The organism is Streptococcus sp. 2022WUSS083, from assembly GCF_044427155.1.
Lineage (GTDB): Bacteria > Bacillota > Bacilli > Lactobacillales > Streptococcaceae > Streptococcus > Streptococcus hashimotonensis.
Window position 1 is genome coordinate 39,694 of sequence record NZ_JAOTGK010000009.1, and the last position, 17,329, is coordinate 57,022.

Sequence of the window (17,329 nt, forward strand, 5' to 3'; positions counted from 1 at the left end):
ATCCGTTAGGCTTTTTTGTTATACTAGACAGTATGTAGGAGGTGGCTATGTTAGAAAATTGGTTAAACACCAAGCAAGGTCAGGTGTTTCATTACAAGATGGAAAAGATTGAGTATGCCCTAGAACAGCTAGGAAATCCCCAGTTTGCAGTGCCGTTCATTCATGTTGCTGGAACCAATGGCAAGGGATCGACCATTGCCTTTATGCGCCAGCTATTTCAGGCACATGACTTGCGTGTTGGCAGTTTCGTGTCACCCCACATGGTGAGCGTACACGACAGGATTTGTATCGACAGCCAGCCCATTTCTGACCATGATTTTCAGCACTATTTACAGAAAGTCTACGACTTGGAGCAGGAAGTCGCCACTCGTTATGAGCCTTTTCGCTATTTTGAGGTCATGGTGCTCATTATGTTCCTCTATTTCCAGGACCAGCAGCTCGATGTGGCACTAGTAGAGGTGGGCATCGGAGGACTTTTGGATACGACCAATGTCGTGGCACCAGCCCTAAGCGTGATCACCTCCATCGGCATGGACCATCAGGATTTATTAGGCTCGACTTTAGGGGAAATAGCAGAGCAGAAAGCAGGGATTATCAAGGAAAACATGCCTGTCGTCCTTGGACCACTTTCTCCAGAAACCACAGCCATCTGTCGCCAAATTGCCCTTGACAATCAAGCACCTATCTATCAATTTGGTCAGGAATTTACCTATAAAGCAGGACAGTTCAGCAATACGGACATCGACCTGTCGGAATTAGTTCTGGGTCTGGCTGGCCATCACCAAGAAGAGAATGCGGCCGTAGCCCTACAAACTTTTATACTCTATATGACCAATATCCAAAAAGACATTCAACCTCAGTTGATTCAACAAGCCCTTGCCCAAACCAGCTGGCCTGGTCGTTTGGAATTGGTTGCTCAAGAGCCAAAAATCTATTTGGATGGAGCCCACAATGTCCCAGCTATAGAACGTTTGGTTGAATTTATTCAGGTTCAAGAAGAACCTGTTACTATTCTCTTTTCAGCCCTTCGACGCAAGGACTTTCAAGAAATGCTGGAATTATTGGACGAAAAATTACCACATACTGCCCTTGTATTAACCAGCTTTGCTTATGATGGTGCCTTGTCTGAGGAAAACCGACAAGGACGAGATTATGTTGAGAACTATCAGCAGTTTATAGAAGACTGGCAATCTAGCGAGCAAGGGATTTTGATTGTCACAGGCTCTCTCTACTTTATCTCAGAAGTTCGTCGGCTTTTTAAAAAATGAATATCTTTTTGCGAATAAATAGGTATGACACATGCAGAAAAAATAGCATTTCTAAAGGAATTTGAAAAGCTCAAACGCCATACCTTTCGCCAATTAGAACAGTTTGCAAAAATTTCTAGAACTCCCGATAGGAAATGACATCGGGAGTGCTTTTTGATATAATAAGGAAAGCAAATCCAAGGAGAAGAAAATGACAGAATTAGATGTAGTTTCGGACGTAGTTACTCATCCCGAGGAAACTTATCGGCGTAGTCGTAGAGCATCACGCAGACAGCAAGTGCAACTGAATGGTGAATTTCATGAAAGAGTATTAAAGACAAAGTATTGGCCAGCTCTTGTTTGGAGCTTAGTTTTAAGTGTTTTTAGCGTAGCCAATCCACTGCTAATGCCATTTGCAACCAATATACAAACTCAAAATTTATATGCAGGGATGGCAATGGCAAATGGACAAATCCCTTATGGTGATTTCTTTGGGACAAGCGGGTTATTATTCTACTTACTTGCTTTCTTAGGTCATCTGGGAGGGACTTTCATTATCTTTGGAATCCTCCAGTTTATAGCGTTACTGATAGCGGGAATCTATTTCTATAAGATTGTAGCTTATTTTAGTCAGTCAGAACACCTAGCGACAAGTTCTAGTCATTGGTTCTATGTGTTTATTTTTGCACTTGGTTTTGGAGGGATGTATGCAGAAATGTTTGCTCTTCCGTTTCTTTTGACTAGTGTGTGGTTTCTGGTCCGCTATTTTGAAAATGCAGTGCGTGATGAGGCATTTATCCTCTACGGAATCGATGCGGCATTGGTATTTTTAATTTACCCAAAAAGTCTAATCCTTTGGTTAGTTGCGGGTCTAGTTTTATTTATTTTTAATATCCAACACCGCCAAGTTACTCGAGGAATCTATCAATTATTAGCGACCATTTTTGGTTTTCTTTTGATTCTATATGCGGTAGGTTATTATGCTTTTGAGGCGCAGATTCTGGGGACAGCTATTCAACAAACTTTCCTTTATAACTTACAGTTAGACTTTCACCATTCCTATCTATATTTAGCCTTGGCGATTGTGTCTGTATTTTTACTCTTATCTGGATTCTTTAAAAGTTTCATCCAAATGGTGTTTTCTTTCAAACAAGGAAGACATACCTATATCAAAGTTCTCCTATTATTGACTTTCTTAGTTCAATGTGTCTTTATTATTGGGAATGCAAACTTTCAATGGAGTCAACTCATTCTTCTTTTACCGTATGGTTTTGCGATGTCAGTCGTTTATCTGCGTGATGAGGATGTAGAAGATCATCGTGGCTATTTGCGTCGTCAATTCTTCCTTCCATTAGCTATTTGCTTGGGTATTATCGCTCAACCTGCTTATCTTTATTTGATACAGGGAGATTTGAGAACTGACCGTGAACAAGTTGCCAATTACATTGGTGAACAAACGAAAGATTCGGATAAGATTTATGTTTGGGATAATAGCGCAAGCATCTATCTTTCAAGTCAACGTTTATCTGCCGCAACGATTACTACAGCAGAACCCTATCTGAATACTGACGACAATAAAAATAGCTTGATGTATGACATTAATAAAAATGAGGCAAAATTTGTAGTCGTCAATAAGAATTTGCCAATTCTAGATGAAATCAAGACAAATTTAGAATCACAGTACCAGTCTGTTCAGACAACGGATTACTTTACGATTTATCAAAAGAATGAATGATTGCTCAGGCAGTCATTTTTTCTTTAGCCTATCTGGGAAAAGGAGGGAAAGTGGATATGTGGTATAATGGAAAAATAAGCATTCGGGAAAAATTATTAAAGAAATGTAGGAGAAATGATGTCACATATTATTGAACTACCAGAAATACTAGCCAACCAGATTGCGGCTGGTGAGGTCATTGAGCGACCAGCCAGTGTGGTTAAGGAGTTGGTGGAAAATTCCATTGACGCAGGGGCTAGTCAGATTGAAATTAGTGTTGAAGAGGCTGGCCTTAAAATGATTCAAATCACGGATAACGGTGAGGGGATTGCCCCTGATGAAGTAGCGCTTGCCCTCCGCCGTCACGCCACCAGTAAGATAAAAAATCAATCGGATTTGTTTCGTATTCGTACCCTCGGTTTTCGTGGAGAAGCTCTGCCTTCCATTGCTTCTGTCAGTCATATGGTCATTGAGACAGCTACGGCAGACTCTGCACACGGACTTCATTTGGAGGCCAAAGGTGGTGTCATCGAGAAAGAGGAGCCAGTTAGTCGTCCAGTTGGCACACAGATTACTGTTTCGGATTTATTTTACAATACCCCTGCTCGTCTCAAATACGTTCGCAGTCAACAGGCTGAATTATCACATATTGTTGATGTTGTAAATCGATTGAGTCTAGCTCATCCGGAAATAGCCTTTGCCTTAGTAAACGAAGGACGAGAATTAATTAGAACTGCAGGGACAGGGAAACTTCGTCAGGCAATTTCAGGGATTTATGGGATTGCTTCTGCCAAAAAAATGGTTGAAATTGAGGCAGAAGACCTGGATTTTCAGATTTCAGGTTACGTTTCCTTGCCAGAGTTGACTCGTGCCAACCGCAACTACATTTCCATTTTCATCAATGGTCGCTATATCAAGAATTTTTTGCTGAATCGAGCGATTTTGGAAGGTTATGGTAGTAAGTTGATGGTTGGACGCTTTCCGCTGGCAGTCATTTCTATAGAAATTGACCCTTATCTTGCTGATGTCAATGTGCATCCGACCAAGCAGGAAGTTCGCATCTCCAAGGAAAAAGAACTTATGACCTTGATTCGAGAGGCGATTAGTCAAGCGCTTAAAGAGCAGGACTTGATACCAGATGCTCTTGAGAATTTAGCTCAGTCAAGTACTCGACCAAAAGTAAAAGTAGAGCAAGGCACCTTACCACTCAAAGAGCCAAAAATCTATTATGATACGATTAAGCAAGACTTCTTCTTAAAACCAGATGTGGTCGCTGAGGATGTCAAACCTCTCGAAGAGGATAGGCAAGAGATTGTCGAGCCGCCTGTCGAAAATAAACCGACATCCGTTCAATTTGCAGAACGTCAGTCGGTGGAATCAGGAGATCAGGAGCATCCTAATCTAAGTGCAAAAGAATTGGCAAAACTGGCAGATAAATTAGACCGGGAGGAAACATCGACATTTCCAGAGTTAGAATATTTTGGTCAAATGCATGGGACGTATTTATTTGCACAAGGCAAGACAGGACTTTATATCATTGACCAGCATGCCGCACAAGAACGGGTCAAATACGAATACTATCGTGAGAAAATTGGACAGGTTGACAATTCAGCTCAACAGTTATTGGTGCCGTATATTTTTGAATTTCCGCAGAATGATGCCCTTAACCTTGTCCACAAAATGGATGCTCTTCGTCAAGTTGGTGTCAACTTAGAAGAATATGGAGCTAATCAATTTATTCTGCGTGAACATCCTATTTGGATGAAGGAAGAGGAGATTGAGTCTGGCATCTATGAGATGTGTGACATGTTGCTCTTGACGGATCAGGTGTCAATCAAGCAGTATCGGGCAGAACTGGCCATCATGATGTCTTGTAAACGGTCGATCAAGGCCAACCATGCTTTGGATGATTATTCGGCGCGTGATTTATTGAGACAATTGTCTTACTGCCAAAATCCCTATAACTGCCCGCACGGTCGCCCAGTCTTAGTGCATTTTAGCAAATCGGATATGGAAAAAATGTTCCGTCGCATTCAAGAAAATCACACGAGTTTGCGAGAATTGGGCAAGTATTAACATAGTTGAAAAAGTTGACACATTAGTAAAGGAAGTATATGTACGACTATATTAAAGGAATTTTAACGAAAATAACTGCAAAATACATTGTGGTAGAAACGCATGGAGTAGGCTATATCTTGCAGGTTGCTAACCCCTACGCCTATTCAGGACAAGTCCAGCAAGAAGTGACTGTCTATACTCATCAGGTGATTCGTGAAGATGCTCATTTGCTCTACGGATTTGCTACAGAAAATGAAAAATCCGTCTTTCTGAGTCTGATTTCAGTATCAGGTATTGGTCCAACAACAGCTCTGGCTATTATTGCTGTTGATGATAATGATGGACTTGTTCGTGCTATTGAGCAGAAAAACATTACCTACCTGACCAAGTTTCCGAAGATTGGCAAGAAAACAGCCCAGCAGATGATTTTGGACCTGGAAGGCAAGTTTGTCATGAGCGAAGAAGCGGGTCCTGTTCAACAAGTAGCACCATCCAGTGAAAATATCGCTCTTGATGAAGCTATGGAAGCCATGGAAGCCCTTGGTTACCGCCCAGCCGAACTCAAGAAAATCAAGAAATTCTTCGACGGTACCAACGACACCGCAGAAAACTACATCAAGTCAGCCCTTAAAATGCTGATGAAGTAATAAGATACAAAGGACGTAAAGGACAAAGAGAAAATAGACGGCCGAACAGAAATTTTGCAAGAAATTTCGTTGTGAGACCTCCGCAATGACAACTAGGTAAAAGGCGAGTTTTGACGAAGCCTTTTGCCAGATGTCAACTGCGTTATTCAGTGATATGTAGGATTCAGTTTGACAATTTTACAAAGTATCGTAGCCGTGTTCAACTAACGTACCAGTATGATGGTTAAAAAGTTTTGTTTTATTACTCAAAGTTTGAGTCAACATCTCAGCGCAGTGGTTGATTGGCAGATTTGTTCGTGTTTCACACTTCAAATCTGACCTCCACGACTGATGCGAATAGAGTTCGCTTCATTTCCAACCTCAAAAGGTTCACTGAACCTTTTGAGCTGTGCGGGGGAAGGTAGACGAATTCTTTTTTATCTGTAGAATTCTTTCCTGCTCCCACTACGGCAATCGCTATTTGCGACTTGCCTAGGTACCTTACTAATTCGCCACAAAAATAATATCGATTTTTGCGGCTCATGTCGTGTCCAGATACAAAGGGCGTTAAGCGATACAAAGCAAAATAGACGGTCGAACAGAAATTTCGTTGTGAGACCTCCGCAATGACAGCTAGGTCAGAGGCGAGTTTTAACGACGCCTCTTGCCAGATGTCAACTGCGTTATTCGGTGATATTTAGGATTCAGTTTGACAATTTTACAAAGTATCGTAGTCGTGTTTCAGTCAGTTTATCCTGATTCGCACTTTAGTTATTCACGAAAAGGAGTTTCTATGTCCCGTTGTGCTTGGGTTAATCTAAATAATCCACTCTATATTGCTTACCATGATGAAGAATGGGGCAAGCCACTTCACGATGAGCAGGCCCTGTTTGAGTTGCTCTGCTTGGAGTCCTATCAAGCTGGACTTTCCTGGGAAATTGTTCTCAATAAACGCCAGGCTTTTCGCTCTGCTTTTTTCAACTATGATATTCAAAAGGTTGCGACCATGATAGATAGCGAGTTAGACGGTCTTCTTGCCAATCCCAACATCATTCGCCACAAGGCAAAGCTGTACGCCACCCGTGCTAATGCCCAGGCCTTTCTTCGAGTACAGGAGGAATTCGGCACGTTTGATACGTATCTTTGGGAATGGGTTAACTTTACATCTATCGACAACCCTGTCAAGTCCTTCCGAGAATTGCCGACCAAGAACGACTTGTCTGAGCGAATTTCAAAAGATTTGAAAAAGCGAGGTTTCAAATTTGTAGGTCCTGTCTGTATTTATTCTTATTTGCAGGCAGCAGGTCTGTTGAATGAACATGAAGAAACTTGTGAGATTGGAAAGAAATTACGAACTAATTAGATGAGCGAGCAATCGCACCCTAGACAGAGGAGGAATATGAAAGCAGAACTAATCGCCGTTGGGACGGAGATTTTGACAGGCCAAATCGTTAATACCAATGCTCAGTTCCTTTCGGAGAAATGTGCAGAGCTGGGAATTGATGTTTATTTCCACACAGCTGTTGGAGATAATGAACAGCGACTATTGTCTGTACTTGAAATTGCAAGTAAACGGAGTGATATGGTCATTTTATGTGGTGGTTTAGGTCCTACTGAAGACGACTTGACTAAGCAAACTTTAGCGACATTTTTGCAAAAAGAGTTGGTTGTTGACGAACTAGCGATGGCAAAATTAGACCGTTTCTTTGCCAGTCGACCAGGTCGTGTTCGCACACCTAATAATGAGCGTCAAGCGCAGATTGTGGAGGGAAGTCGGGCGCTACAGAACCCAGCAGGGTTAGCTGTTGGTGGTATGATTGAGCAAGATGGTGTGACTTATATTGTTTTACCCGGACCACCAAGTGAACTCAAGGCTATGTTTTCTGAGAGTTTGTTACCTTTTTTGACTCAATCTCAGCAGCAACTTTATTCGCGAGTCCTACGCTTTTTTGGCATTGGTGAAAGCCAGTTGGTGACTGTTTTGGCGGACTTGATTGACAAGCAGACAGACCCAACTCTTGCACCCTATGCTAAGGTTGGAGAGGTAACTTTACGCTTGTCCACCAAGGCGACCAGCCAAGAAGAAGCAAATCTACGTTTGAATCAGTTGGAAGAAGAAATCTTACAACATGACAAACTGGCAGACTATTTCTATGCCTACGGAGAGGACAATAGTTTGGTCAAAATGGTAGCGTCTTGTTTGATAGAGAAAAAACAAACTATAGCCATCGTCGAACAGGGGACAGGTGGTCTCTTGCAAGCTGAATTGAGTTTGGCTTTGGCTGATCAGCCGTATTTTAGCGGCGGGAAAGTCATCGGTCAGCTAGGGACAGAATCGGGCTGGCTATCAGAGGAAGCTGACTGCATTCGGCAGGAACTGCAAGCTGATTTAGGTTTGGCTGTGTCTGTGCTTATCAAACCGGAATCAACAGAGGACAACGTACTTGCAAAAGTATACCTCACTTTGGCTACGACCTCGGGTATTTCCCAAAAAGAGATAGATTTAGGTGGTTATTCGTGGCAATACCTTCGCCAGCTTGCTTGTCTGCAGGCCTGGGATTTTGTACGAAACACTTTGTGAAATAGCAGATATTTGCTATAATAGTTTGACTAAGAAAAGAGGAGAAAATCATTGGCTAAGAAACCAGGAAAAAAATTAGAAGATATTACAAAGAAATTTGGCGATGAGCGTAAAAAAGCGTTGGATGATGCCCTAAAATCAATTGAAAAAGATTTTGGTAAGGGTGCTGTTATGCGTCTTGGTGAGCGTGCTGAGCAAAAAGTTCAAGTCATGAGCTCAGGTAGCTTGTCAATCGACATTGCGCTTGGAGCAGGTGGCTATCCGAAGGGCCGTATCATTGAGATTTACGGTCCAGAGAGCTCAGGTAAGACAACTGTTGCCCTTCATGCAGTAGCTCAAGCCCAGAAAGATGGCGGTATTGCTGCCTTTATCGATGCGGAGCATGCCTTGGATCCAGCCTATGCAGCAGCTCTTGGTGTCAATATTGATGAGTTGCTCTTGTCACAGCCAGACTCAGGAGAGCAGGGTCTTGAAATCGCTGGTAAGTTGATTGACTCTGGTGCTGTTGATTTGGTTGTTGTTGACTCGGTTGCAGCCCTTGTACCACGTGCAGAAATTGACGGTGATATTGGTGATAGCCACGTTGGTTTGCAGGCTCGTATGATGAGTCAGGCCATGCGTAAACTCGGTGCATCCATCAACAAAACAAAAACAGTAGCTATTTTCATTAACCAATTGCGTGAAAAAGTTGGTGTCATGTTTGGTAACCCTGAAACAACGCCAGGTGGACGTGCGCTTAAATTCTATGCATCTGTCCGTATGGATGTTCGTGGAAACACGCAAATCAAAGGAACAGGCGACAAGAAAGATCAAAACGTTGGTAAGGAAACCAAGGTGAAGATTGTGAAGAACAAGGTGGCTCCACCATTTAAAGAAGCTGTTGTTGAAATCATGTACGGTGAAGGAATTTCTCGCACAGGTGAATTGATTGAGATTGGTAGCAACCTCGGTATCATCCAAAAAGCAGGTGCTTGGTATTCATATAATGGAGAGAAAATTGGCCAAGGTTCTGAAAATGCTAAGAAATTCTTAGCAGATAATCCAGCAATCTTTGATGAAATTGACCGCAAGATTCGTATTCATTATGGCTTGATTGAAGCAGATGGAGTTGAAGAGGTTGCGACCGAAGAAGCTCCTGTTGCTGCGGAAGAGATCCAAGATGTTATCCTAGATCTTGATGGCGGTATTGAATTAGAAGATTAATTCCTAACAAAATAGATTTAATATTGAACTATTGCCACCTATATTTTATATGTGTGTACGAAGTTGTTTAGTATAAGCACGAAAAAGTCTGGAGATTCCAGGCTTTTTTCTAATAAAAACCGAATTTTTACCCCAAAATTTAATGTTTTTTTTAAAAATAGGTCTGCAGACCGAGGGAATTTATGATATAATAGTCTATAATGTGCTTAATAAAATGTAGCAAAGGAGTGACTACATGATTAAAATTTATACTGTATCTAGTTGTACTTCTTGTAAGAAAGCGAAAAATTGGTTAAATGCTCACCAATTATCTTATAATGAGCATAATCTTGCGAAGGAAGCCATTACTAAGGAAGAAATCCTAAACATCTTAACAAAAACAGAGAATGGTATTGCAAGTATCGTATCGTCAAAAAACCGTTATGCAAAGAGTCTGGACTTTGATATTGAAGAGTTGAGTGTGAATGAGGTCATTGATTTAATTACCTCTAACCCACGTATTTTGAAGAGTCCAATCTTGATTGACGAGAAACGACTTCAAGTGGGCTATAAAGAAGATGATATACGCGCTTTCTTGCCACGTGCAGTGCGCAATGTTGAAAATGCTCAAGCTCGTATGAGAGCAGCTCTATAAGATGTACAAAAGGACTCTTTTGGGGTTCTTTTTGCGCATTTTTTGAGAATAATTAAAATTTGTGATATAATGTAAAAAATAGGGAAAGAAGGTGTAAGTATGGGATTTACCGAAGAAACCGTTCGTTTTCGCCTAGATGATACAGATAAACAAGAAATCAGCAAAACATTGACTAGTGTTTATCGTTCGCTAGAGGAAAAGGGCTATAATCCGATTAACCAAATCATTGGCTATGTATTAAGTGGGGACCCTGCTTATATTCCTCGCTATAATGATGCCCGCAATCAGATTCGTAAGCATGAACGAGATGAAATCATTGAAGAATTGGTGCGCTACTATTTGAAAGGGAATGGGATTGACCTCTAATGAGAATAATGGGATTAGACGTCGGTTCCAAGACAGTTGGTGTAGCCATTTCAGATCCGTTAGGCTTCACGGCCCAAGGGTTGGAAATCATCCCAATCGATGAAGAAAAGGGCGAATTCGGTCTGGAGCGTTTGACCGAACTTGTAGAACAGTACAAGGTTGATAAATTTGTTGTAGGCTTGCCGAAGAATATGAATAATACTAGTGGTCCACGTGTGGAAGCTAGTCAAGCTTACGGTGATTTATTGACTGAGCGTTATAAACTTCCAGTTGATTATCAGGATGAACGTTTAACAACTGTTGCAGCAGAACGGATGCTGATTGAGCAAGCGGATATCAGCCGAGGAAAACGCAAGAAAGTTATCGATAAATTAGCAGCTCAGCTGATTTTACAAAATTATTTAGATAGAACATTTTAAAGGAGATTCTAATGGCACATCATCATGACCATGAACACGACCACAACCACGACGAACGTGAATTGATTACTTTGGTAGACGACCAAGGTAACGAAACACTTTTTGAAATCTTATTGACGATTGACGGTCAAGAAGAGTTTGGTAAGAACTATGTTCTCTTGATTCCTGCAAGTGCAGAAGAAGATGAGAATGGAGAAGTTGAAATCCAAGCCTACTCATACATTGAGAATGAGAATGGCACAGAAGGCGACCTTCAACCAATCCCAGAAGACGCAACAGCAGAATGGGATATGATTGAAGAAGTCTTTAACAGCTTTATGGAAGAGGAATAAAAAGGTCCAGTGGACCTTTTTATCATGAGCCTGAAAACAAGAAAGCGAATTAAGGTCCAGTGGACCTTTTTATCATGAGCCTGAAAACAAGAAAGCGAATTAAGGTCCAGTGGACCTTTTTATCATGAGCCTGAAAACAAGAAAGCGAATTGAGGTTCGGTGGAGTGAAACAGTCTGGGGGAGAAATGAATCATGAGCCAGAAAATCAAAAGGGAGGCCAGATGAAAGATAGTTTTACAGAAAGAAGTAAGAGGCTGAGTGAGGAATTAGAGAGGTGTCTACTGGCTGATAAAAATATTTTGGTCATATTAGATATAATGGATAGAAGTAATGAAGAATCCTGAAATAAAAGTTTTGGGATTTTTTGAATTTTTGAGTAAAAACTCTTGCAATGGCAAGTAGAATCTGGTAGAATGTTCTAGTGCCGTAAAAATTACGGCTGTAGCTTTGATGCAAGAGGTTGCGACACGCTCGGTTGCATTGCCACGCGACTCGTGTTGGTTTTCTTGTGGAGCTAGCCTATTATGTTAAATAGACGAAAAGGAGAAAAAGATGGCAAACAAAAAAATCCGCATCCGCTTGAAAGCGTACGAACACCGTACACTTGATACAGCAGCTGCAAAAATCGTTGAAACTGCAACACGTACAGGTGCTCAAGTAGCAGGTCCAGTTCCACTTCCAACAGAACGTAGCCTCTACACAATCATCCGTGCGACTCACAAGTATAAAGACTCTCGTGAGCAGTTCGAAATGCGTACACACAAACGTTTGATCGACATCATCAACCCAACTCAAAAAACAGTTGACGCTTTGATGAAATTGGATCTTCCAAGTGGTGTAAACGTAGAAATCAAACTTTAATTGATTTTGAGCATAAAAAACGCTCGTTAAAAACTTTTTGACTATAAAATAAGAAAAGGAATATTTTTCTCATGACAAAAGGAATCTTAGGGAAAAAAGTGGGAATGACTCAAATCTTCACTGAATCTGGTGAATTTATCCCTGTTACTGTCATCGAAGCAACTCCAAACGTTGTTCTTCAAGTGAAAACAGTTGAAACTGATGGTTATGCAGCAGTTCAAGTTGGTTTTGATGACAAACGTGAAGTATTGAGCAACAAACCTGCCAAAGGCCATGTAGCTAAAGCTAACACAGCTCCTAAGCGCTTCATTCGTGAATTCAAAAACATTGAAGGCTTGGAAGTTGGACAAGAAATTACAGTTGAAACTTTCGCAGCTGGTGATGTTGTTGATGTAACTGGTACATCTAAAGGTAAAGGTTTCCAAGGTGTTATCAAACGCCATGGTCAATCACGTGGTCCTATGGCTCACGGTTCTCGTTACCACCGTCGTCCAGGTTCTATGGGTCCTGTTGCACCTAACCGTGTATTCAAAGGTAAAAACCTTGCAGGTCGCATGGGCGGCAACCGTGTAACAATTCAAAACCTTGAAGTTGTACAAGTTGTTCCAGAAAAGAACGTTATCCTTATCAAAGGTAACGTACCAGGTGCTAAGAAATCTCTTATCACTATCAAGTCAGCAGTTAAAGCTGGTAAATAATAAGGAAAGGGGAAATCAGTCGAAATGGCAAACGTAACATTATTTGACCAAACTGGTAAACAAGCTGGTGAAGTAGTTCTTAACGATGCGATCTTTGGTATCGAGCCAAACCAAGCAGTTGTGTTTGATGTGATCATCAGCCAACGTGCTAGCCTTCGTCAAGGTACTCACGCAGTTAAAAACCGTTCAGCAGTCTCAGGTGGCGGACGCAAACCATGGCGTCAAAAAGGAACTGGACGTGCTCGTCAAGGTTCTATCCGTTCACCACAATGGCGTGGCGGTGGCGTAGTCTTCGGACCAACTCCACGTTCATACGCGTACAAACTTCCACAAAAAGTTCGTCGCTTGGCACTTAAATCTGTTTACTCAGAAAAAGTTGCTGAAAACAAATTTGTAGCTGTTAACTCACTTGAATTCACAGCTCCAAAAACTGCTGAATTTGCAAAAGTACTTGCAGCATTGAGCATTGATTCTAAAGTCCTTGTTATTCTTGAAGAAGGCAACGAATTCGCAGCTCTTTCTGCTCGTAACATCCCAGGAGTTAAAGTTGCAACTGCAACAACTGCAAGCGTACTTGACATCGCAAATGCAGACAAACTTCTTGTAACTCAAGCAGCTATCTCTAAAATTGAGGAGGTTCTTGCATAATGAATTTGTATGATGTTATCAAAAAACCTGTCATCACAGAAAGCTCAATGGGCCAACTCGAAGCAGGCAAGTATGTATTTGAAGTTGACACTCGTGCACACAAACTCTTGATCAAACAAGCTGTTGAAGCTGCATTCGAGGGTGTTAAAGTTGCAAATGTTAACACAATCAACGTGAAACCTAAAACAAAACGCGTAGGTCGTTATGTAGGTCGCACAAACAAAGTGAAAAAAGCAATCATCACATTGGCTGCTGATTCAAAAGCGATCGAATTGTTCGCTACAGCTGACGCTGAATAATCAAAGGAGGAATTAACGTGGGTATTAAAGTTTATAAACCAACGACAAATGGCCGTCGTAACATGACTTCTTTGGACTTCGCTGAAATCACAACAAGCACTCCAGAAAAAAGCTTGCTTGTTGCTTTGAAGAGCAAAGCTGGTCGTAACAACAACGGTCGCATCACTGTTCGTCACCAAGGTGGCGGTCACAAACGTTTCTACCGTTTGGTAGACTTCAAACGTAACAAAGATGGCGTTGAAGCAATCGTTAAAACTATCGAGTACGATCCAAACCGTTCAGCAAACATCGCTCTTGTACACTACACAGACGGTGTTAAAGCTTACATCATTGCTCCTAAAGGTCTTGAAGTTGGTCAACGCATCGTTTCAGGCCCAGAAGCAGATATCAAAGTTGGTAACGCACTTCCACTTGCAAACATCCCAGTCGGTACTGTTGTTCACAACATCGAGTTGAAACCAGGTCGCGGTGGTGAGTTGGTTCGTGCTGCTGGTGCATCTGCACAGGTTCTTGGTCAAGAAGGTAAATACGTTCTTGTTCGTCTTCAATCAGGTGAAGTTCGTATGATCCTTGGTACTTGCCGTGCTACTGTTGGTACTGTAGGTAACGAACAACATGGCCTTGTTAACCTTGGTAAAGCAGGTCGTAGCCGTTGGAAAGGTATCCGTCCAACAGTTCGCGGTTCTGTAATGAACCCTAACGATCACCCACACGGTGGTGGTGAAGGTAAAGCACCAGTTGGTCGTAAAGCACCATCTACACCATGGGGTAAACCAGCTCTTGGTTTGAAAACTCGTAACAAGAAAGCTAAATCTGACAAACTTATCGTTCGTCGTCGCAACCAAAAATAATCTATTCTTAGTTGCTTAGCATTCTATATCATCCGCCAACTCGGTAGTCCGCTATTTTGCGGACAAGCCGCTGTGGTACATATTTTAAAGGAGAAAACACTAAAATGGGACGTAGTCTTAAAAAAGGACCTTTCGTCGATGAGCATTTGATGAAAAAAGTTGAAGCTCAAGCAAACGACGAAAAGAAAAAAGTAATTAAAACTTGGTCACGTCGTTCAACGATCTTCCCAAGTTTCATCGGTTATACAATCGCAGTTTACGATGGACGTAAACACGTACCTGTATACATTCAAGAAGACATGGTAGGTCACAAACTTGGTGAATTTGCACCAACTCGTACTTACAAAGGTCATGCTGCTGACGACAAGAAAACTCGTCGTAAATAATTTAGGAGGAAAACACAATGGCAGAAATTACTTCAGCTAAAGCAACTGCTCGCACAGTACGTGTTTCACCTCGTAAATCACGTCTTGTCTTGGATAACATCCGTGGCAAAAGCGTAGCAGACGCAATCGCAATCTTGAAATTCACACCAAACAAAGCTGCAGGCATTATCGAGGGAGTTTTGAACTCAGCAATCGCTAACGCTGAAAATAACTTTGGTTTGGAAAAAGCTAACTTGGTAGTCAGCGAAGCATTCGCAAACGAAGGACCAACGTTGAAACGTTTCCGTCCACGTGCGAAAGGTTCTGCTTCACCAATCAACAAACGCACAGCTCACATCACTGTAGTTGTGGCAGAGAAATAAGGAGGTAAAAACGTGGGTCAAAAAGTACATCCAATTGGTATGCGTGTTGGCATCATCCGTGATTGGGATGCTAAATGGTATGCTGAAAAAGAATACGCGGATTACCTTCATGAAGATCTTGCAATCCGCAACTTTATCAAAAAAGAATTGGCTGATGCGTCAACATCAACAATCGAAATCGAACGTGCTGTAAATAAAGTAATCGTTTCTATCCACACTGCTAAGCCAGGTATGGTTATCGGTAAAGCTGGTAGCAACGTTGATGCACTTCGTGCTCAATTGAACAAATTGACTGGTAAGCAAGTACACATCAACATCATCGAAATCAAACAACCTGATTTGGATGCACACCTTGTTGGTGAGTCAATCGCTCGTCAATTGGAGCAACGTGTGGCATTCCGCCGTGCTCAAAAACAAGCTATCCAACGTGCAATGCGCGCTGGTGCAAAAGGTATCAAAACACAAGTTTCTGGCCGTTTGAACGGTGCTGATATTGCCCGTGCAGAAGGCTACTCAGAAGGAACTGTTCCTCTTCATACACTTCGTGCGGATATCGACTACGCTTGGGAAGAAGCTTTGACAACTTACGGTAAACTTGGTGTTAAAGTATGGATCTACCGTGGTGAAGTTCTTCCAGCTCGTAAAAACACTAAAGGAGGTAAATAACAAATGTTAGTACCTAAACGTGTAAAACACCGTCGTGAATTCCGTGGAAAAATGCGCGGTGAAGCTAAAGGTGGAAAACAAGTAGACTTTGGTCAATACGGTCTTCAAGCAACTACTAGCTCATGGATTACAAACCGCCAAATCGAAGCTGCCCGTATCGCTATGACGCGTTACATGAAACGTGGTGGTAAAGTTTGGATCAAGATCTTCCCACACAAATCATACACTGCTAAAGCTATCGGTGTACGTATGGGTTCTGGTAAAGGTGCTCCTGAAGGTTGGGTAGCTCCAGTTAAACGCGGTAAGGTTATGTTTGAAGTAGCTGGCGTTTCTGAAGAAATCGCTCGCGAAGCATTCCGCCTTGCTGGTCACAAATTGCCAGTTAAAGTTAAATTCGTAAAACGTGAAGCAGAATAAGGAGAAGACATGAAACTTCAAGAAATTAAAGATTTTGTAAAAGAACTTCGTGGCCTTTCTCAAGAAGAACTTGCTAAGAAAGAAAACGAATTGAAGAAAGAACTCTTCGAACTTCGTTTCCAAGCTGCTGCTGGTCAACTTGAGCAAACTGCTCGTTTGAACGAAGTGAAGAAACAAATTGCACGTATCAAAACTGTGCAATCTGAAACTAAATAATAGATTGGGAAAGGAGAATTTCAATGGAACGCAATAATCGTAAAGTTCTTGTTGGACGCGTAGTATCTGACAAAATGGACAAAACAATCACAGTTGTAGTTGAAACTAAACGTAACCACCCAGTCTATGGTAAACGTATTAACTACTCTAAAAAGTACAAAGCTCATGATGAAAACAATGTTGCTAAAGAAGGCGATATCGTTCGTATCATGGAAACTCGCCCACTTTCAGCTACAAAACGTTTCCGTCTTGTAGAAGTTGTGGAAGAGGCAGTTATCATTTAATCAACCTGAAAGGAGAAAATTGACATGATTCAAACAGAAACTCGTTTGAAAGTTGCTGACAACAGTGGCGCACGTGAAATCTTGACAATCAAAGTTCTTGGTGGTTCAGGACGTAAATTCGCGAATATCGGCGACATCATCGTTGCTTCAGTAAAACAAGCTACTCCTGGTGGTGCGGTTAAAAAAGGTGACGTTGTTAAAGCCGTTATCGTTCGTACTAAGACAGGTGCTCGTCGTGCTGATGGTTCATACATCAAATTCGATGAGAATGCTGCAGTTATTATCCGTGAAGACAAAAACCCTCGCGGAACTCGTATCTTTGGCCCAGTGGCACGCGAATTGCGTGATGGCGGTTTCATGAAAATTGTTTCATTGGCACCAGAAGTACTTTAATTTAAAATCTAACAAACTAAGTCCCCTGGTTAAATCACTAACCAGGGTGCCCATTAGGGCGTAAGAAA

24 protein-coding genes are annotated in these 17,329 nt (G+C 41.7%); all 24 read left to right on the forward strand.

What is annotated here, in order from left to right:
• Positions 1 to 47 precede the first annotated feature (47 nt).
• The 24 genes from ODU41_RS10105 to rplN all read left to right on the forward strand — a co-directional run bounded on the left by ODU41_RS10105 (position 48) and on the right by rplN (position 17,261).
• Positions 48 to 1,268 carry a folylpolyglutamate synthase/dihydrofolate synthase family protein gene (locus ODU41_RS10105; protein WP_125176043.1) on the forward strand — a complete coding sequence of 407 codons (1,221 nt, stop codon included), beginning with the start codon at positions 48 to 50 and terminating at the stop codon, positions 1,266 to 1,268.
• Positions 1,269 to 1,458: 190 nt separating this feature from the next.
• A complete protein-coding gene (locus tag ODU41_RS10110; protein WP_024406762.1) occupies positions 1,459 to 2,982 on the forward strand; it encodes a quinol oxidase in 1,524 nt (507 codons plus the stop codon).
• Positions 2,983 to 3,099: 117 nt separating this feature from the next.
• On the forward strand, positions 3,100 to 5,037 hold the full coding sequence (mutL, locus tag ODU41_RS10115; RefSeq protein WP_208546141.1) for a DNA mismatch repair endonuclease MutL: 1,938 nt from the start codon (positions 3,100 to 3,102) through the stop codon (positions 5,035 to 5,037).
• 38 nt (positions 5,038 to 5,075) lie between these two features.
• Positions 5,076 to 5,666, forward strand: coding sequence for a Holliday junction branch migration protein RuvA (ruvA, locus tag ODU41_RS10120; protein ID WP_029179972.1), 591 nt, complete (start codon positions 5,076 to 5,078; stop codon positions 5,664 to 5,666).
• A gap of 772 nt (positions 5,667 to 6,438) precedes the next feature.
• Positions 6,439 to 7,008: a DNA-3-methyladenine glycosylase I gene (locus ODU41_RS10125; RefSeq protein ID WP_044673310.1), complete on the forward strand. Its 570-nt coding sequence runs from the start codon at positions 6,439 to 6,441 to the stop codon at positions 7,006 to 7,008.
• Positions 7,009 to 7,044: 36 nt separating this feature from the next.
• Positions 7,045 to 8,226 carry a competence/damage-inducible protein A gene (locus tag ODU41_RS10130; RefSeq protein WP_398578979.1) on the forward strand — a complete coding sequence of 394 codons (1,182 nt, stop codon included), beginning with the start codon at positions 7,045 to 7,047 and terminating at the stop codon, positions 8,224 to 8,226.
• A 51-nt stretch (positions 8,227 to 8,277) separates the two neighbouring features.
• Entirely contained in the window at positions 8,278 to 9,429 is a 1,152-nt protein-coding gene (recA, locus tag ODU41_RS10135; RefSeq protein ID WP_024388019.1) for a recombinase RecA, read from the forward strand.
• Positions 9,430 to 9,664: 235 nt separating this feature from the next.
• Entirely contained in the window at positions 9,665 to 10,063 is a 399-nt protein-coding gene (spx, locus tag ODU41_RS10140; RefSeq protein WP_002939362.1) for a transcriptional regulator Spx, read from the forward strand.
• A 99-nt stretch (positions 10,064 to 10,162) separates the two neighbouring features.
• Positions 10,163 to 10,429 carry an IreB family regulatory phosphoprotein gene (locus ODU41_RS10145; RefSeq protein ID WP_002939360.1) on the forward strand — a complete coding sequence of 89 codons (267 nt, stop codon included), beginning with the start codon at positions 10,163 to 10,165 and terminating at the stop codon, positions 10,427 to 10,429.
• Positions 10,429 to 10,848 carry a Holliday junction resolvase RuvX gene (ruvX, locus tag ODU41_RS10150; protein WP_002939356.1) on the forward strand — a complete coding sequence of 140 codons (420 nt, stop codon included), beginning with the start codon at positions 10,429 to 10,431 and terminating at the stop codon, positions 10,846 to 10,848. The genes ODU41_RS10145 and ruvX overlap by 1 nt, the downstream gene beginning before the upstream one ends.
• An 11-nt stretch (positions 10,849 to 10,859) precedes the next feature.
• Positions 10,860 to 11,180, forward strand: coding sequence for a DUF1292 domain-containing protein (locus ODU41_RS10155; protein ID WP_002939343.1), 321 nt, complete (start codon positions 10,860 to 10,862; stop codon positions 11,178 to 11,180).
• Positions 11,181 to 11,401: 221 nt separating this feature from the next.
• Positions 11,402 to 11,524, forward strand: a complete 123-nt coding sequence (locus ODU41_RS10160) for a hypothetical protein (RefSeq protein WP_261291989.1) — start codon at positions 11,402 to 11,404, stop codon at positions 11,522 to 11,524.
• A 208-nt stretch (positions 11,525 to 11,732) separates the two neighbouring features.
• Positions 11,733 to 12,041, forward strand: a complete 309-nt coding sequence (gene rpsJ, locus ODU41_RS10165) for a 30S ribosomal protein S10 (RefSeq protein ID WP_002939332.1) — start codon at positions 11,733 to 11,735, stop codon at positions 12,039 to 12,041.
• Positions 12,042 to 12,112: 71 nt separating this feature from the next.
• Complete coding sequence (gene rplC, locus ODU41_RS10170) at positions 12,113 to 12,739, forward strand: 50S ribosomal protein L3 (RefSeq protein WP_011921686.1); 627 nt, start codon at positions 12,113 to 12,115, stop codon at positions 12,737 to 12,739.
• 24 nt (positions 12,740 to 12,763) lie between these two features.
• On the forward strand, positions 12,764 to 13,387 hold the full coding sequence (gene rplD, locus ODU41_RS10175) for a 50S ribosomal protein L4 (protein WP_004195490.1): 624 nt from the start codon (positions 12,764 to 12,766) through the stop codon (positions 13,385 to 13,387).
• Positions 13,387 to 13,686, forward strand: coding sequence for a 50S ribosomal protein L23 (locus ODU41_RS10180; RefSeq protein ID WP_004195491.1), 300 nt, complete (start codon positions 13,387 to 13,389; stop codon positions 13,684 to 13,686). Before rplD ends, ODU41_RS10180 begins: the two co-directional genes overlap by 1 nt.
• Positions 13,687 to 13,703: 17 nt before the next feature.
• Complete coding sequence (gene rplB / locus ODU41_RS10185) at positions 13,704 to 14,537, forward strand: 50S ribosomal protein L2 (RefSeq protein ID WP_002936663.1); 834 nt, start codon at positions 13,704 to 13,706, stop codon at positions 14,535 to 14,537.
• A gap of 104 nt (positions 14,538 to 14,641) precedes the next feature.
• Positions 14,642 to 14,923, forward strand: coding sequence for a 30S ribosomal protein S19 (gene rpsS, locus ODU41_RS10190; protein ID WP_000533766.1), 282 nt, complete (start codon positions 14,642 to 14,644; stop codon positions 14,921 to 14,923).
• Positions 14,924 to 14,940: 17 nt separating this feature from the next.
• Positions 14,941 to 15,285, forward strand: a complete 345-nt coding sequence (gene rplV / locus ODU41_RS10195; protein ID WP_002936662.1) for a 50S ribosomal protein L22 — start codon at positions 14,941 to 14,943, stop codon at positions 15,283 to 15,285.
• Between the two features lie 12 nt (positions 15,286 to 15,297).
• Positions 15,298 to 15,951 carry a 30S ribosomal protein S3 gene (rpsC, locus tag ODU41_RS10200; RefSeq protein ID WP_002936661.1) on the forward strand — a complete coding sequence of 218 codons (654 nt, stop codon included), beginning with the start codon at positions 15,298 to 15,300 and terminating at the stop codon, positions 15,949 to 15,951.
• A gap of 3 nt (positions 15,952 to 15,954) precedes the next feature.
• Complete coding sequence (gene rplP / locus ODU41_RS10205) at positions 15,955 to 16,368, forward strand: 50S ribosomal protein L16 (RefSeq protein ID WP_002936660.1); 414 nt, start codon at positions 15,955 to 15,957, stop codon at positions 16,366 to 16,368.
• Positions 16,369 to 16,377: 9 nt separating this feature from the next.
• On the forward strand, positions 16,378 to 16,584 hold the full coding sequence (gene rpmC / locus ODU41_RS10210; RefSeq protein WP_002936659.1) for a 50S ribosomal protein L29: 207 nt from the start codon (positions 16,378 to 16,380) through the stop codon (positions 16,582 to 16,584).
• Positions 16,585 to 16,607: 23 nt separating this feature from the next.
• Positions 16,608 to 16,868 carry a 30S ribosomal protein S17 gene (rpsQ, locus tag ODU41_RS10215; protein ID WP_000440801.1) on the forward strand — a complete coding sequence of 87 codons (261 nt, stop codon included), beginning with the start codon at positions 16,608 to 16,610 and terminating at the stop codon, positions 16,866 to 16,868.
• A 24-nt stretch (positions 16,869 to 16,892) separates the two neighbouring features.
• On the forward strand, positions 16,893 to 17,261 hold the full coding sequence (rplN, locus tag ODU41_RS10220) for a 50S ribosomal protein L14 (RefSeq protein WP_002936658.1): 369 nt from the start codon (positions 16,893 to 16,895) through the stop codon (positions 17,259 to 17,261).
• The last annotated feature ends 68 nt before the right edge of the window (positions 17,262 to 17,329 follow it).

Bases quoted from the DNA above. Each gene is read 5' to 3' on its own strand.
- ruvA (WP_029179972.1), top strand. From the start codon at position 5,076: ATGTACGACTATATTAAAGGAATTTTAACGAAAATAACTGCAAAATAC.
- ODU41_RS10180 (WP_004195491.1), top strand. From the start codon at position 13,387: ATGAATTTGTATGATGTTATCAAAAAACCTGTCATCACAGAAAGCTCA.
- rplV (WP_002936662.1), top strand. From the start codon at position 14,941: ATGGCAGAAATTACTTCAGCTAAAGCAACTGCTCGCACAGTACGTGTT.
- ODU41_RS10130 (WP_398578979.1), top strand. From the start codon at position 7,045: ATGAAAGCAGAACTAATCGCCGTTGGGACGGAGATTTTGACAGGCCAA.
- rpsS (WP_000533766.1), top strand. From the start codon at position 14,642: ATGGGACGTAGTCTTAAAAAAGGACCTTTCGTCGATGAGCATTTGATG.
- spx (WP_002939362.1), top strand. From the start codon at position 9,665: ATGATTAAAATTTATACTGTATCTAGTTGTACTTCTTGTAAGAAAGCG.
- mutL (WP_208546141.1), top strand. From the start codon at position 3,100: ATGTCACATATTATTGAACTACCAGAAATACTAGCCAACCAGATTGCG.
- ruvX (WP_002939356.1), top strand. From the start codon at position 10,429: ATGAGAATAATGGGATTAGACGTCGGTTCCAAGACAGTTGGTGTAGCC.
- ODU41_RS10110 (WP_024406762.1), top strand. From the start codon at position 1,459: ATGACAGAATTAGATGTAGTTTCGGACGTAGTTACTCATCCCGAGGAA.
- rpmC (WP_002936659.1), top strand. From the start codon at position 16,378: ATGAAACTTCAAGAAATTAAAGATTTTGTAAAAGAACTTCGTGGCCTT.
- rplN (WP_002936658.1), top strand. From the start codon at position 16,893: ATGATTCAAACAGAAACTCGTTTGAAAGTTGCTGACAACAGTGGCGCA.
- rplP (WP_002936660.1), top strand. From the start codon at position 15,955: ATGTTAGTACCTAAACGTGTAAAACACCGTCGTGAATTCCGTGGAAAA.
- ODU41_RS10105 (WP_125176043.1), top strand. From the start codon at position 48: ATGTTAGAAAATTGGTTAAACACCAAGCAAGGTCAGGTGTTTCATTAC.
- rpsQ (WP_000440801.1), top strand. From the start codon at position 16,608: ATGGAACGCAATAATCGTAAAGTTCTTGTTGGACGCGTAGTATCTGAC.
- ODU41_RS10160 (WP_261291989.1), top strand. From the start codon at position 11,402: ATGAAAGATAGTTTTACAGAAAGAAGTAAGAGGCTGAGTGAGGAATTA.
- ODU41_RS10145 (WP_002939360.1), top strand. From the start codon at position 10,163: ATGGGATTTACCGAAGAAACCGTTCGTTTTCGCCTAGATGATACAGAT.
- rplD (WP_004195490.1), top strand. From the start codon at position 12,764: ATGGCAAACGTAACATTATTTGACCAAACTGGTAAACAAGCTGGTGAA.
- ODU41_RS10125 (WP_044673310.1), top strand. From the start codon at position 6,439: ATGTCCCGTTGTGCTTGGGTTAATCTAAATAATCCACTCTATATTGCT.
- ODU41_RS10155 (WP_002939343.1), top strand. From the start codon at position 10,860: ATGGCACATCATCATGACCATGAACACGACCACAACCACGACGAACGT.
- rplC (WP_011921686.1), top strand. From the start codon at position 12,113: ATGACAAAAGGAATCTTAGGGAAAAAAGTGGGAATGACTCAAATCTTC.
- rpsJ (WP_002939332.1), top strand. From the start codon at position 11,733: ATGGCAAACAAAAAAATCCGCATCCGCTTGAAAGCGTACGAACACCGT.